Here is a 15,490-nt window from a genome sequence, read left to right as displayed (position 1 = left end):
AACTATTTTTCATCGCACTCATTGCCGAACACCTATCATCATCAGCCATCTTTGATCAAAATATATCTCATCGTCTTTCAGGTAGGGGGCGAACCCAGTGGGTTCCCCTCCGCGTATATCGTCTTCCATTAAGGCCATTATTTCCATGGCGATGTTTTCAGGGGTATTGGTTAGCGCAAGCCAGGCTTTCAATGATACAGAAATTGCGATAGATTCCTGTTTGGTTACAGCGTACCCATGTTTTTCAAATAGGTTCGCAAACTCCTGTTTGCTGCGATTTTTGATATGGGAGGGGTCACGCATTGTTTCAATCCTATCCTCAACCTCACGAAGTTCTTCTTCAGCAGCTTCCATGTCAATAACAACGAGTTTCCCTCCCTGTTTAAGTACACGACTCATTTCAGAAAAAGGTTGCTCGATCTCGGTAAAATGATGAAATGCAAGCCGTGTCAAGACAATATCAAAATGCCCGTCTGAAAATGGGATTTCCTCAACCAAACCGTTAACAAACTGCATATTGGAAATTCTGCTTTTTTTCGCTTCTTTTTCCCCAACAGCAAGCATAGCCGGAGTTGCGTCAAGACAGACAACTGACTGGACGAAGGGGGCAACAGAGCGCCCACAGGCACATGTACCGGCAGCAGCTTCCAATACGCAATCGGTGGAGCGAAGCTCCATGCTGTGGACAGTATAATCGAGATATTCCTGTTTTGAAAAGTTCATGTTACTATTCTCAAAGTTCTTCGCCTGAACGGTAAAGGATGTTTGAATATTATTGATGTTTGTAGGTTTCATTCTTGTATTTCCTCCTATTCTTGATCTTTATTTATCTGAAGTAAGACCCGCCAATTTTTTGTACGGTTATGTTCTTTGAACCGACTTTATGAAGAAGGTACATGTTCGACATCCCCGTCCCATCGCTTGGCTTCTATTTCACCACATTTGAAATAGATAATTATCCATCTTCACTCTTGACATACTACCATCTTGATTTTATGATTTTATCATAAATTTATATGATATAATATTAATATATCTCTAAATATTATCAATATATCGCCAAAAGGGAGTTTGCTATGAAAACAAAAGAAGATAATTATATTCATTCGATAAACCTGAATGCGGAAACTGATTTTCCCTATCTTGTTTTGGAAGTAATCAATGATTGTATCTACCCAAGAAATCCCGGCTTTCAGGTAATGCATTGGCATGAAGATTTGCAATTTATCTATGTCATAGATGGTACAGTTGAAGTCAGGACACTGGAGACCATAATACAATTAAAAACGGGCGAAGGAGCCTTCATTAACAAGAACGTTGTGCATTTGCTTACACATAGTGGAAACTGTCATTATAATAGTTTTGTTTTTCCAGACTATTTCCTAAAATTCTATCCTGGAAGCCTTGCGTCAAATCTTGTTAATCAAATTATAGGAAAACAACAGTTTCAACTATATCACTTTTCTAAAGGTGTGAATTGGTGTGAAAATGTTTTATCTCTTCTAGAAAAAATGTCCTTACTTGAAAAAAACAAAACAAAATCTTATGTATATGAAGTGCTTGTTCTACTTTCCACTTTATGGCTTGAAATACAAAAGAATATTACATTGCCTGTTGCAGAAAAGGAAAATGTAGTTAATATACGTATGCAAATATTTCTTGAATATATTCAAAATCATTATTTTGAAGACATATCACTGGCTGAATTGTCAAAAAGCGCTAATGTTAGCAAATCAGAGTGTCTAAGGTGTTTTAAGTTGAGTATGCAGACTACGCCTTATAAATATCTCATGGAGTTTCGTTTATCTCAAGCTGCAATCCTGTTGCAAGAATCAAATGAAACAATCGGCAATATTGCAACCAGCGTGGGCTTTCACCAAATGAGTCACTTTGGTAAATGCTTCAAAGAAAAAACAGGATATTCGCCCAGAAAATATCGAGAAAGAAATGCACGCATATAACTTCAAATTCTGCTTTGCTCCTGCCCGCACTATTAAGGAGTTCCCCATAGCATAAGTAATTTTTAATCGGCAGTTTATCACCATATAAAAATCAACTTGGTTCATCTTAATATCGCTCATGATTCCGACTCCTTATTTTTTCTCATTTTAGAGTGCGGTTCCTTTTGTGGGGATAAACAGACTTGACATGTCAACACCCTCTAATTCCAACAATTTTATTTTTGTGCCAACGCCCCCAGCATAACCCGTCAAGCTGCCATTTGACCCAACCACCCGATGGCAGGGAATAATGATAGAGATTGGGTTATGTCCAACAGCTCCACCCACCGCTTGACTTGACATGCTTTCTCTATTCATCTTAACCGCCATTTTTTTAGCAATCTCACCATAGGTAATAACTTCGCCATATGGGATTTCACACAAAATATCCCATACGCCTCGACGGAATTCACTACCAATAGGTGCTAAGGGCAGTTCAGAAATGTCCGGTTTTTTCCCTGCAAAATATCTGTCCAACCACTTTTTTGTAGTAGTGAATATAGGCATATCCTTGTTTTCAATCATAGCTTCGGGTATTGTACCCCCATGATACTTTTGTCCCTCCGTCCATAAACCAACAAGATTCTTACCATCGCCGTCACAGGCAAGGGTGATTGTTCCCACGGGTGATGAATATGTTGTTGAATAGTACATTTTGATCCTCTCCTTATAATGTATTCCAAAGATTGGCGGGAGTAAAAGGGTCAGTCTTGAATTATTTATTTATTCTCTCCCGCCGCTCAACCACTTATTCCACATAATCGGTGTCCTTACTAGCTCCTGATTTCATTTTTGATATCATGAAAGGGGATAAATTAAGCTTTTCCGCTAATATTTTGTTATTCGCATTACTTATATTTTTCACTGATTTCAACAATGGCTTTACATATATCGGATATCTTCTGTATCTTTGTTCTTTTGATAATATCACTCTTTGTAGTTTTTCATTGGTACATACTTCTTTTATGATCTGATCAATATTTATTCTATTCTTTAGTTCCTCATTGTTTTTTGGTCCCATAATTCTCCGGACTGGTATTCTTTTGTATCGATATATTTTACACTAAACAGAGAAAGGAATTAGTATTCATAGAAGCTAACGAAAGTTTACATTCTAATCTAGTTCTATTAAAAGTGAAAATCTCGTCCTTGCTCGATACCCAGTACCTTCATTTACATTCTAGTCTAGTTCTATTAAAAGCCAGGATAAAGAACGGAGAAAAATATTATTATTATATTTACATTCTAGTCTAGTTCTATTAAAAGAAGTGTAAGGAACCATTATTTATAGAGAAAGAATTTAATTTACATTCTAATCTAGTTCTATTAAAAGTAGCATTATCCAAATTTCCCTTCTTCCTTAATTAATATTTACATTCTAGTCTAGTTCTATTAAAAGGAATACGGAAAACCAAGCCTTGAGGCTCACTTCCTTCATTTACATTCTAGTCTAGTTCTATTAAAAGCTATACGCTTCACTCTCACACCTCCCTCATTCTTAATATATTTACATTCTAGTCTAGTTCTATTAAAAGGGAGTTAGTATTGGAAATTTAAGCAATATAGAAAATATTTACATTCTAGTCTAGTTCTATTAAAAGAGATGCATATGCAAATGATATGGATATGTCTAAAGCATTTACATTCTAGTCTAGTTCTATTAAAAGGGAAAATTTTACAAGGGGTTAAATAAGGGTTAAATCAATTTACATTCTAGTCTAGTTCTATTAAAAGGTAGCATATACAACAAATGGCAAGTGGGTGGGTGCCATTTACATTCTAGTCTAGTTCTATTAAAAGTTAATCAAGTTATGAAAAAATTAGACAGTAGAGAAATTTACATTCTAGTCTAGTTCTATTAAAAGCAAAAACCAGTTATGGTATATCGTATCTACAAATGAATTTACATTCTAGTCTAGTTCTATTAAAAGTGTCCTATTTCCAAGGTAGGCATTGTAGTAAGTTCCATTTACATTCTAGTCTAGTTCTATTAAAAGTTTAGAAGACATTCAGGATTATGAAGATATTCCAGATTTACATTCTAGTCTAGTTCTATTAAAAGCTAAAATCTAAATCAATTAGATAATCCTCTTGTGTATTTACATTCTAGTCTAGTTCTATTAAAAGAAGACATAAGAGAGTTAATCAAAATATCTTATCATTAATTTACATTCTAGTCTAGTTCTATTAAAAGTAAGTTCTCCAAGGATAAATTGGTGGTAATAATAATATTTACATTCTAGTCTAGTTCTATTAAAAGGACAAAAGCCCGGTTGCTGTAAAGTATTTTGGAACTATTTACATTCTAGTCTAGTTCTATTAAAAGAATCCTTGAAGTCCTGCCATAGTTGGCAATACAGTATTTACATTCTAGTCTAGTTCTATTAAAAGATTAACTAGATGCTTGTTATATGAATTTCTAAGTTCATTTACATTCTAGTCTAGTTCTATTAAAAGGCTATCTAAGCGAATTACCTCCTCTTATTCGAAGGGATTTACATTCTAGTCTAGTTCTATTAAAAGTGCTAGTCCTGTGTCTACATTAACACTTAATCCGCTATTTACATTCTAGTCTAGTTCTATTAAAAGAAAGACCCTTATCAGCGGATGAAGTTATAGCTTATCTATTTACATTCTAGTCTAGTTCTATTAAAAGGCGTTACGGTCAATATGTTGAAAAAGGGAGCTTTTACATCGCTATTTTGTCGATATCAAATAAAGTATTATTTATGCTATTCCTTTAAGAGTATAAAAACCTAAAAAAAGCTAACTAGCTTTTAAAAATAGAGGGTTTGTCTTTCCCCTAGTTTTTTTACACTACCATAGGTCGACAGTAATCGGCTAAAAAAATTAGATGTTTTATCATCTTTCATTTCTAGAAATTCTTTTTCTAGCCATTTTTCATCTCTACTTTTTAAAATTATAAACAAGTCTTTGCTTTCTCCAATATGTTTTTAAAGCTCTGCCTTAAGTTTCATAAGATTTAGTTCAGGAAGATTTCCTTCAAATATAGACTTTTGTATATGAATGAGGTATCTTTTGCAAATTTTAAACACATTACGCTGCACCTTTGCTCCTTTATCGTCCATCATTATATCATACATCGATACAATATACATATGATCACTAGCATATTTTAAATCCTGCATATTCTTTTTCACCAATAATATCTTTGATTAGCTTATAGCATTCAAGCCTTATAAGATATCGATAAGATACTTCTCTCCTTAAGTCCTTATGACGTATCGTCCTATCTAGCCTATTATCATATTCCACTAAGATCTTTTTTTTCGCTATTTCTTTTAAGTAAAGAAATTTTGATTTTTTGTCAAAGTCGCTTTCGGTAATTTGATTTTTATTTAATAATGAAAATATCATTCTTTCACCAATCAAAGGCTTAAATATTTCTGCTATATTCAAGGATAAAGAAAATCTCTTCGTGCTTGGTTCATGTATGTAGATAGCTAATTGTAGGATTGAGCCGTGTCTTATAAATCTCTGATAACACCGTTGTATATATCAAACTGTTTGTATGAGAAATTACACTGCCAAAGCTTCAAATTCATTTGGTGTCATATAGAAAATACTTCCATGAATTCTACGATTATTATACCAGCCTTCATCATATGAATTGCCTTTAGCGCTGTATAATCTATGACATTTTTCATTCTTGTCATTTCTTTTTTATCTCGATAAGTTCCTGGGGAGTCATTGAATCTGAATCTTCTGGATTCATAGGAGTCATAGCTTTGACCCATCTTTGAATTGTAGCTGATGTTACGCCATATTCGCTTTCAAGACTTTTAAATGTGTAATCAGTTGTGTTGTATAATCCTACAATCATCTTTTTGAACTCCTGATCATATCGAATTCCATTATTTTTCATTCAGATATATACTTATTCATCAAACTCTTCAAATTGGCTCTTCTCGTGATAGGATATCTTTATATTGGTCAATGAAATAATCAAAATACTTTTTTCAAATCCACCCAAAGAGCCCTTATCAAATTCTAAGTAATTTTCTTATATTAAAAAATTCTCTCTGCATGTTTTAAAATGTTAGAGAACCCTACGATACCGCTATTTTTCAACCAATCTTCCATATACAGTTGAATTTTTTCTCCCATTATATCACCTCCTTAAAGTAAATCTAACATTCCAAATCCTCCGCTTTTTCTAGCTCCTAATCCGGATTTATACAAATAATCCAAAATATATGGCTTAGCTTGTACTTTTATCCTGCATATGTTTGACAGCACTTCTATTCCATAGTGTTTTACTTTAACCTCTTTATTTTTTAATACTTGAAAATCTACTTCTTCAATGTCCAACTTTCTCTCTTCACCAAAATGATCTAGTAGTTGGTATTTTAGATTTTCTTTAAATATTTCTTTTCCCTTTTCTTCATTTAAGGAATAATACCACGTCTTCTTATTATCCCCATGATGTTCTCTCACAACAATAGGACTCATAGAAGCGTAAATAACAGAATCATTCGTTATCAGTTTCTCTTTATTCATATTTACCCTATTAATGGTTATAGAATTGTTCTTAATGTCATATTGTTTTCCCTTGTTAGCTAAAACTGCATTATAAAATATAATGCCTTCTTCCATATCCGATGTAGAGAAGTTCCAGATTATTTTTTTTTCTGGAATGATTATCTCTTCTTTAGTGAATTTGCAATTAGGCATATATATAGAAAATGTAAACTCCTTCCTTTTATTCTTTTCCTCTTCGTATAAAGACCTATAATACTCTTCATCATAAGATTCATAAACATGCTTTAGCAGAGAAAGTATGATCCTGTTTTTATCCTTTGGTATGTTTTCATTTGATAAAGTTAATTCAATATTAAATCTCATTTTTTCACCTCCGTTAATCCTTTATTATTTCGGTAACTTATTAACTACTAACCCCCTCTTATTGTCATAGCTAACAAGTTTATCCTTCACTATCAATTTGCCACCCTCAATTTTTAATCCACCGTGCTTATTCAATTCAAAATACACCCCCTTAGAGACCGGAACGGATTTCTTCTGATACTCCTTAAATGCTGACCTTCCATCTCTTAATCGCTCAAAATCACTCTCCAAAATAACCTTTACATTTAGTTCGATATCTCTAAATAACCTACCAGCTTCTTTCTTATTATCAACAAGATTCAGATACGGCTCATAGTTAAATACAATCTTCTCCCCATCAAGTTCTCCTGCCCTTAATCCAAAGATGGATCTAATCTCATCTTCAGCATTCAAGAACTTTTCCTTGTAATATTTCTTAACTGTATCCGATTCGTAATAATCTTCCAGCAGCTCTTTCCTATCTTTCATCGATAAATTTTCACCATTGCTCTTCTTCAACAACTTCATAGCCTGTTTCTTAAGCTTATCATCATAAACATCTTTCTCTTTATTATCAATTATATAAACTAATCCAAATTCATGTCTATCATGGCGATTACAACGTCCCATTCTCTGAATAATGGCATCCAACGGGGCATTATCGCTAATCAGAACGGGAAAATCTAAATCTAGAGCAATCTCTACCGATTGCGTTGACACCCATATATGCCCTCTCTGTTTCAGGATATCTTTAAATTTTTCCTTTTTATCCTCAAATTTAAATCTACTATGTAATAGATTAATCTCTATTTCCTTGTTCTCGTATTTCTCTTCTAACAGATTAAAAATTTTAATAGATTCTTTCACTGTATTTTTAACAATTAATACCTTCTTATTGTCTTCTAACGCTTGGTCAACAATCTTAAATAAGTCTCGATTACTCTCATTAACAATATTTAATTGTACCTTTTTATTTTCCTCCACTACTTCATCCTTGTTAGACTCTATAAACTCTATCCCGCAGCTATTCTTTAATCCTTCAATTTTTTCCTTGTAGGCATCAGGTAGAGTCGCTGTCATTAAGTGAAACTTCGCATTTAAATATTTGCTAGCAAACTCCACAAAACATATCATTATCAAAAACATTTTCGGTTCTAACAAATGTACCTCATCTATGGTAATATGACTATCATAAACACTGGCAAAGGTCTTCTCATAACCTGGATACTTAAACATAGATAACATTATTTGATCGACTGTCGCAATAAGATAGGGTTTAGCAAAGTTTCTCGCCAGACTAATATCCCTTAGGCTCAAGCTAATACCTTCATTATTCTCCTTGATATTCTCGTCTTCCACATATAACGAAATATCCCCATGCAATAATCCTACATTTTCTTCTCCTAATATTTGCTCAGCATCTTGGTAAAAACTCTCCGCAGATATCTTGTTTGGTACCAAAAACACCTTTCTCTTTCCAAGCCACCTATAATCAGCAGCAGTTTTGCCGCTGCCAGTAAATGCCACTGTCAACACGTGATGATCGATGTTTTCGCCCATGAATTTTTGCATAGGCTTGAATTTAACTTTCTCTAATCCGGTCTTCTCTTTAATATTGTTTATCAGCTCAGTGTCCATTGTATCTTTATCATAAGGATTAAAATAACTAAACTCCCTAATCTGAGTGGAGCCTAAATGATCCAATAAATTCAAGAATCCTTTATACACCATATATCGAAACTGTCTCTTCTTTTCACCTCGAAAATCCTCATTTAAATTACTCATATATTCGTAATCCAAAAATTCATCTTTAAAATCTATCTCAATTTCTAACTCATTTTTTAGATAATCTTCAACCTCTTTATAATCATATGCATCACTTTCAAATATCCCTTCCTCTATATCCCTAAAAACAGCTTTTTCTACTTGACTACTAGAAATCTCTAAATATTTTTCATAACTTCCATGATGCAACATAATGGCTTTAGATAAGATTAATCTGTCCGCTCCATCTATATCTAACTTATCAAAAATATATTTCAAAAAAGCACCACTCAACAAATTATGCCGTTCATCATTAATCTTTTCCTTCTCTTTCCTTAGTTCTTTCAAGTTCTCCTTATCTTTTTCACTGAGCCTTTCTTTATTTTCCAAAATATCCATTCTGTTCGCTATATCTATCTTGTCTTGAAACTTCTTATTTATCTTTCCTAAATCGTGCAATACCGCAATTACTTTTAGATGTTTTTCAAATCTTTCATCTATCCCCCTAAAATCAATCTTGGCAGCTATTTTATCTAAGACATTTACTACATCCCCAGTATGTTCAACTACACTTTGCTCTTTATGGATGCCATTAGCTATCTTATGGGATTTTGCCAAAAGCTTCTTTTTCATTTTCTCACCTCCTCCAATTACGTTAGCCAATTAAATACTAACTTTTCTTTTTCTCCCTTATCATTGATAAAACTGTATACATTAGCCTCTCTATTCCCTAAATACGCTCCGTGTTCATTCAAATAAACATAATGTCCATTCACAACAACTCTATCTTTCTTTTCACTTTCCAGATTCTGATAAATTTTAGGTAAAGAATATAAGACGCCTTCATTTAATATTTTCTCTACTTCTTCTTTCTTTTCCTCATCTTTCGTTTGCAGTTCTACTGGAATATAAGTATTTTTAAACAATAGATCATTCCTAATGGCATCCTTCTTATCTGCAATTTTCACCTTTTCTATTTCTATTCCCTTAACCAATTCACCCTTTTTCGCACCTATTACAAAGTCTTCTTTTCTGCCTAAGGAGATATATTTACTAGGATTCTCAAAAGTACTTTTCACTAATTCATTATCCTCACAGCTAAAAAATATCTTTAATCTCACCTCTTGCAAATTCTCAACATGCATTATTCGGTTTCCTATGGTTTTCTTACTATAATCATAATAATCTCTTATTTTAAAACTATCCGTTTTATCGTTTTCAACTAATTTCTTATAATTTTTTTTAATTAATAATTCATATTTTTTTAAAAACTCACCTCCCTCTCCCCTTATAAAATCAACGGTTTTATTTCTGTAAGTACCCACTACTCCTATCCTGAATTTAGACTTCACCCTTCTATCGATTAGATACGAGACCATTCCTGCTATTGTGGTAGCAGGAGGCAAATGCAGTGTCGGTATATAATTGTCCTGCATCACCTTAGGCTCTCTATAATGGGCAAAGGGCTGGCGTATATCAAACATCAATATCTTTTCCTTGCCTATCACCTTCATCTTAATTCCCCTCTTTGAAATACCATTTATTATCTTCTCTTATCTCTAATCTCCGAACTAAATCTTTAATTACTTTGACAGGTGCCTCATCGACCTCAATTTTCTCATTATGCCCAATGGTCTCTAACCTTCTGCTTACACCAACGATATAGTTGTCCCTTTTAAGCTCATAACTTTCGATAGTCTCCTGTACATAATCCAAAATAAGTTTATTATCATTAAATTTCATATCATTCCAAAAATAAGGGATCACATTCTCAAAGGCTCCTCCAAACACAGCCAAAGGCTTTAGGTGCACACTCTGATGTTTTATTCCTCTAGTTAGTTCAGTAATCACTTCTATAATATCCTTTAATGCCTTCTTTCGTATATCCTTGGACATTACCACTCTATCTTCAGGTGCTAAATATTTCCCCTCTTTAACCTCTTGCACCCCAAACCGATCCAATTCAATGGTAATCGTATAGACATAGTAATCGCCAAATATTTCTTCATTGGCCAAGGCTTGAGTGGTTGGTAGTTCATCTATGTACTTATTCCCATCCTTATTGTAGTATTCTCTTCTCATATCATGATCTAAAAATCCTCTATTGGTTATTAGCTGAAGATCGTTCTTATACGTATGAATGGATTCAAAAGGAATAATTCTCAATGGAGAAGTCTTACTTAACTGTTTATCAGGAATTAAAAATCCAAATATATCCGTCTCCAATCCTAGCTCATCATTGGCATCTACACTCCCTTCATATGGGTACATATTGGTTACCTTTTTTTTGTCATCTTTGCCAGTAGTGTTCAATACCATTCCACTTAACTGCCATCCCTTTTGGACTAACTGTTTTTTCATTTCATAAGTAATCGTTGCCACACTGGTTATAGCATGTACACCATCACCTCTAAAACTCTTTTTTATAGGCGTATAATTCCCAAAACCCTGGTCATTAGACAACGCCACCGGACTCTCTGTCAATATGGTCAAAGTTATTGCTTTAATATTATTTTTACTCATTATCCTCTTCCCCCTTCAACATTTTTGTATTGATTAATCCCTCTAAAAAACCACCTATTTGATAATGTAACTCCTTCACTTCTCTATGCATAATAATTTCAGATAAATTTTGGGGCATATTCACTTGATTTGCAACGATTATATGCGTCATATCCCTAAAAATATCCTCTCTATTTTCCGATTTCATCATCTGGATCAACCGAAAGGAAACCCTTTTCTTATTCTGTTCCCCCATTTTCTTACCTAGTTTTATTCCTAATTCTTTTAGCTCCTGATTTCCCATTTTTCTCCCTCCCTCTTTGTCAATATGGTTATATTCTAGTAATTCTAGATATAATTGAATATTCTCTTTAGATGCATTTAAATCTAAAGACCTGCTTCCATTAACATTCTCTATTACTAATAATTCATTTAATAACAACCTCTCCACCGTAATTCTATTTTTATTCTTAATAAATTCTTTGATTATCTCCACTTTTTTAGCCCTATCTTGACTGATATGAAATCTATCTACCAAATCATATAGCTTTATATCTTCTAATAACTCCTCTAACCTCAAATTGTCAATAAAATTCAGGATAACCCCGGTATTGGCATCTATGCTGGTCTCATAAAGTTGTATCTTCTGATTTCTATACTTGGCTAAGTATCGATATAGCCCTTTATCCCTATATATCCTTTCTTTTAACATAACCTTACTATTGATGAAATCTAGTGTTATTAAGTTATTGGTATAAGCAATTGTGCTCGGGCTTTCTAAACTAAAATACAGCATACTTATAAGACTCATCCATTCGCAGACAAAACAGACAGAACTTTGACCTTTAAAGTAATTACTATATGTATTGCCTTGAGAACCCATAAATAAATAATCATACTTACAACTGACTCTCTCTTTCTTTTCATCCTTATGGGTAATATCGAATCTCGTCGGCTTATAAATATGACAAACAGTACACTGTCTTTCAATCGGTTCATAATCTTTTAACACTTCTACTTGTTCTTCTTCATCCTTAGCATTTAGTTCGATAACCAGTCTAACTAACTCTTTAAGATTGTTATGAAAATTTTCCTCTGATTGAGCATTATATCCATACTTCGGACTATTTCTTACATATGGAAAATACTTGGATTGAAAACTCTTGTTAATCTTGCTCTTAATACTATCCTTACTTTTTTCCTTAATATCCTCTCTATTGTCTAATCTTCTCCCAAATTCCTCTAAAAACGCATTCATCTCTATTCCTTTAACTAATTTTTGTGCATCCTTTTCATCCATCTTCTTTTTTAATTCTGCAACGACCCCTTTTAAAAAAACTCGGTAGACCCCCTCATTTATAATGAGGTCATACAATTTTTGTTCATTCAAATTATTTACTTTTAAATAATTTGCAGTTAATTCAACTTCAATATCCTTGTCCTTCTTGTTTTTTAATATATTGTAAAAATAAATCAATCCTAAATCCCGTACCATAGCGCCACTTCTATAAAATATTAACTCTTTTATTCTAATCCCCTCCTCTATAAAGCCCTGTTCAAAAGAGCCTTTCATCTTATATTTCTCGCTCAATACAGTAACTTAACTATCATACTAATAAAAATTCCGTTACTATTATAATAGTATATATTTTATTATCCTTTATAAAGAGAATAGAACATTATTTATATATTGTCAATATATTTTTTATTTTTCAATGTACTATTTTTAATTTTTTTATGATATATTATAGTGTATAGTTGTATTTTTAATAGAATCATTATTGAAATATAAATTTACTTTTATATTAGTTTAACTACAGTTTAATTATTTTAATAGAACTACACTAGAATCAATAATATTATATGCTACAAAAGAGGACGTATATCGTCCCCTTTATTTTTATAACTTAATCTTTGCTATTTATATCTGTAAGACAATAATTTTGGAGTGTTTTCATCAACTTCTCTCTTATCTCTTCCTGAAAATCTTCGAGCTCTAATAACTCAACACAATCACTTATACTTAAAATCTAAACTTATTGCCCTTTTTAGAGAAAAATCATCTACACCTATATTTACTATTTCATCTAATTGGGTAGCTTGAAGTAGAGGTAGATTCTTAAGTAAATGGATAATTAAGATATTCTGCAGTAATTAGTTCCGAAAGATATTTCCAAAGGTTCAAGAATATTCTCCTATAATTGTTATCCCTACTGCCTATATTTAAATAAATATCAAATAACGTATTATTAAAAGATGATAAGAAAATTCACTTTATTCCATTGTATATTATACTCATGATTAATTCATTGTGTTTCTTCAATTAATTACCAGAAAAAAGCCAGTCACTATTATTACATCTAATCCCAACTGGCTTTTATATTAATCATTTTATTCAATTTTCAACCGACTATTTAAGGTATATCTTAAATTCAAATCCTACAGATTTACACCTTAGTATTACCCCGAGGGGTCCTATATTTCCTAAAAATATGTTTCCCCATACCATTCAAATGCACTTACCCTTAAGGTACTTATAATGAAAGACAATCTGAAACCCTTTAATATCAATCCCTACTCCTATCCACACAGCACACTCATAATGCCTTGAGGAGTCAATAATGATGTCGTAGGTATATGGTATCCCCTTGGTAGAAAGGTATATTTCTGAATTTAACTGTGACTTATTATCCAGTTTAACAGTTCCATGTCATTAATTGAGCCATCTGCTAGCCCTAATCCAAGGATAATCAATTCTTCATCTGTACAGTCAATTTCAATTCCATTGATTTCTAGAAATGTCATCATCACTAGAATACCAATCCTCTTATTTCCATCTATAAAAGGATGGTTCTTAATTAGAAAATATCCTAGTTTAGCTGCCTTTGCTTTGATCGTTTTATAAATATATTCCCCATCGAAAGTTTGAAATGGTGCATTTAATGCAGATTCTAATAATCCTTCATCCTTAATTCCATCGATACCACCAGTTTGGTTTATCAACATACTATGAATTTTTATAACTTGTTCTTTACTAAGCCATTTCATTTTGCTAATTCCTCAAATGCTCTCATATGTTTAGACAATATCTTTTTAGCTACTTCATCAATTTCCATTTCACCAACTATCTCTTCTTTTTCTATCTGGCTATATTCTATTAGTACATAATGCGGCTTATTATTTTTTAATATTACTGCAGCTCCATTTTCATCGACCATTCTTGCTACTTTAGAAAAATTTTGATTTGCTTCAGATATTGAAACTAAATTATTTATATTAATATTCATAAAATCATCTCCTATCTAATAATATTATACCCTATTATTTAGGATGAATTTAACCTAATTAGATTTTTTTATATTTTTTTCTATAAAAAATATCTCCAAACAAATAATATAATTTTAAGTTAATATGATAAATATTTAATAAATTCTCCCAAAGATTTTTTCTTCAATTTTTAGAATTTATAGGTTTTATCATTTACATGAATTAAGTGAATAAATTAGTCTTTATTTATTTTTCCTGTTAGTATTATTGAAATTTGATATTTTATAACTCCGAATCCCATAATCTGTAAATATCTTTTAATTCTTTTGATACAAAACTCAATTTATAAATATCTGGTGTTAAAGTGCTGTTCCAAAATTTAAACCCATATTCTTTATTATAATAATTCATTATAATTGTCATTATATTCCCATGCGTTCCGACAACTATGCTTTTACCTTTATATTCATCAAGTAACTTCTCTATAATCGGTATAGATCTTTCTTGAATCTTTCTAGTAGACTCACCACCTCTAAGTGAAAAGTCTATATCTTCAAAAGACTTCTCTATAGCTTTGACCAATTCACCCCAGGGTAATTTATAATCCAAACCTTTTATCGCCCTCTCTCGTAGCTCTTCAAATTTAATAATAGATAAATCTTTCTTATTTGCTAGATATTCTACAGTTTGAATAGCTCTTCTATAGGGACTTGAGACAATGAGGTCGACATCAATATCCTCGAATATTTCTGCCACTTTTTTTGCTTTTTCTAATCCTTCTTTGGATAACCCTCTTGTTCTTTCTTGTCCAAACACAAAAGGGGATTCTGCATGTCGGATCATATAAATTTTCGTCTGCATCTCTTTACCCCCAATATTCTCTTAATTTTACCATTCTGCTATTATAATAATTGTATCATATAGATTTTATCCGATAAACTTCTTCTTCCATATTTTACATATATTCGAATACAATCCATCTTTCGTAAGCGTCCTTTAATAACATGTACCAATAAATTATGGCAGCCATTTGGCTGCCACTGTTATTTTTTATTTTGTGCGACATGCTGCTTGAACCTGTGGGTTCCATGGAAGCATCTTGTCTAGCATAT

General features: G+C 32.3%; 17 protein-coding genes and 1 CRISPR repeat array. Of the genes, 1 reads left to right on the top strand and 16 read right to left on the bottom strand.

Translation table 11 applies throughout. The features are described 5' to 3' along the window. Nucleotides 1-18: 18 nt before the first annotated feature. On the bottom strand, nt 19-795 hold the full coding sequence (locus NSA47_RS14340; protein WP_257533192.1) for a class I SAM-dependent methyltransferase: 777 nt from the start codon (nt 793-795) through the stop codon (nt 19-21). A gap of 281 nt (nt 796-1,076) precedes the next feature. Between NSA47_RS14340 and NSA47_RS14335 the strand changes: the two genes are divergently transcribed. After that, the gene (locus tag NSA47_RS14335) at nt 1,077-1,961 is read left to right on the top strand and encodes an AraC family transcriptional regulator (RefSeq protein WP_257533190.1); all 885 of its coding nucleotides are present in this window, start codon (nt 1,077-1,079) and stop codon (nt 1,959-1,961) included. 147 nt (nt 1,962-2,108) lie between these two features. On the opposite strand, the gene NSA47_RS14330 is transcribed toward NSA47_RS14335, so the two are convergent. The 15 genes from NSA47_RS14330 to NSA47_RS14270 all read right to left on the bottom strand — a co-directional run bounded on the left by NSA47_RS14330 (nt 2,109) and on the right by NSA47_RS14270 (nt 15,239). After that, entirely contained in the window at nt 2,109-2,654 is a 546-nt protein-coding gene (locus NSA47_RS14330; protein WP_257533189.1) for a methylated-DNA--[protein]-cysteine S-methyltransferase, read from the bottom strand. A 94-nt stretch (nt 2,655-2,748) separates the two neighbouring features. Further along, the gene (locus tag NSA47_RS14325) at nt 2,749-3,021 is read right to left on the bottom strand and encodes a hypothetical protein (RefSeq protein WP_257533187.1); all 273 of its coding nucleotides are present in this window, start codon (nt 3,019-3,021) and stop codon (nt 2,749-2,751) included. Between the two features lie 84 nt (nt 3,022-3,105). Then, nucleotides 3,106-4,656: direct repeats of the CRISPR family, unit length 30 nt; unit sequence ATTTACATTCTAGTCTAGTTCTATTAAAAG. A 121-nt stretch (nt 4,657-4,777) separates the two neighbouring features. Then, nucleotides 4,778-4,930, bottom strand: coding sequence for a hypothetical protein (locus NSA47_RS15415; protein WP_306811196.1), 153 nt, complete (start codon nt 4,928-4,930; stop codon nt 4,778-4,780). Between the two features lie 24 nt (nt 4,931-4,954). Further along, nucleotides 4,955-5,149 carry a CRISPR-associated endonuclease Cas2 gene (cas2, locus tag NSA47_RS15410; RefSeq protein WP_306811195.1) on the bottom strand — a complete coding sequence of 65 codons (195 nt, stop codon included), beginning with the start codon at nt 5,147-5,149 and terminating at the stop codon, nt 4,955-4,957. Further along, on the bottom strand, nt 5,127-5,420 hold the full coding sequence (cas1, locus tag NSA47_RS14315) for a CRISPR-associated endonuclease Cas1 (protein ID WP_373370336.1): 294 nt from the start codon (nt 5,418-5,420) through the stop codon (nt 5,127-5,129). The genes cas2 and cas1 overlap by 23 nt, the downstream gene beginning before the upstream one ends. A 28-nt stretch (nt 5,421-5,448) precedes the next feature. Then, a complete protein-coding gene (locus NSA47_RS15535) occupies nt 5,449-5,508 on the bottom strand; it encodes a hypothetical protein (RefSeq protein WP_373370337.1) in 60 nt (19 codons plus the stop codon). A 165-nt stretch (nt 5,509-5,673) separates the two neighbouring features. Then, nucleotides 5,674-5,886: a transposase gene (locus NSA47_RS14310; RefSeq protein ID WP_257533185.1), complete on the bottom strand. Its 213-nt coding sequence runs from the start codon at nt 5,884-5,886 to the stop codon at nt 5,674-5,676. Nucleotides 5,887-6,140: 254 nt separating this feature from the next. Continuing rightward, nucleotides 6,141-6,866 carry a CRISPR-associated endoribonuclease Cas6 gene (gene cas6, locus NSA47_RS14305; protein ID WP_257533183.1) on the bottom strand — a complete coding sequence of 242 codons (726 nt, stop codon included), beginning with the start codon at nt 6,864-6,866 and terminating at the stop codon, nt 6,141-6,143. 24 nt (nt 6,867-6,890) lie between these two features. Continuing rightward, nucleotides 6,891-9,242, bottom strand: coding sequence for a CRISPR-associated helicase Cas3' (gene cas3 / locus NSA47_RS14300; RefSeq protein WP_257533181.1), 2,352 nt, complete (start codon nt 9,240-9,242; stop codon nt 6,891-6,893). 17 nt (nt 9,243-9,259) lie between these two features. Beyond that, on the bottom strand, nt 9,260-10,123 hold the full coding sequence (cas5, locus tag NSA47_RS14295; protein ID WP_257533179.1) for a CRISPR-associated protein Cas5: 864 nt from the start codon (nt 10,121-10,123) through the stop codon (nt 9,260-9,262). A gap of 1 nt (nt 10,124) precedes the next feature. Further along, the gene (cas7i, locus tag NSA47_RS14290) at nt 10,125-11,132 is read right to left on the bottom strand and encodes a type I-B CRISPR-associated protein Cas7/Cst2/DevR (RefSeq protein WP_257533177.1); all 1,008 of its coding nucleotides are present in this window, start codon (nt 11,130-11,132) and stop codon (nt 10,125-10,127) included. Further along, nucleotides 11,125-12,684 (bottom strand): hypothetical protein, encoded by a 1,560-nt coding sequence (locus NSA47_RS14285; RefSeq protein WP_257533175.1) that lies wholly within the window; start codon nt 12,682-12,684, stop codon nt 11,125-11,127. The genes cas7i and NSA47_RS14285 overlap by 8 nt, the downstream gene beginning before the upstream one ends. 1,100 nt (nt 12,685-13,784) lie before the next feature. Next, the gene (locus tag NSA47_RS14280) at nt 13,785-14,159 is read right to left on the bottom strand and encodes a type II toxin-antitoxin system death-on-curing family toxin (protein ID WP_257533173.1); all 375 of its coding nucleotides are present in this window, start codon (nt 14,157-14,159) and stop codon (nt 13,785-13,787) included. Next, nucleotides 14,156-14,398, bottom strand: a complete 243-nt coding sequence (locus tag NSA47_RS14275; RefSeq protein ID WP_257533171.1) for a type II toxin-antitoxin system Phd/YefM family antitoxin — start codon at nt 14,396-14,398, stop codon at nt 14,156-14,158. The genes NSA47_RS14280 and NSA47_RS14275 overlap by 4 nt, the downstream gene beginning before the upstream one ends. A gap of 262 nt (nt 14,399-14,660) precedes the next feature. After that, complete coding sequence (locus NSA47_RS14270) at nt 14,661-15,239, bottom strand: histidine phosphatase family protein (RefSeq protein ID WP_257533169.1); 579 nt, start codon at nt 15,237-15,239, stop codon at nt 14,661-14,663. Nucleotides 15,240-15,490: the final 251 nt, after the last annotated feature.

This window comes from Irregularibacter muris (assembly GCF_024622505.1).
In the GTDB taxonomy this organism is placed as follows: Bacteria; Bacillota; Clostridia; order Eubacteriales; family Garciellaceae; genus Irregularibacter; species Irregularibacter muris.
This window is presented reverse-complemented; position numbering and strand designations above follow the sequence as displayed.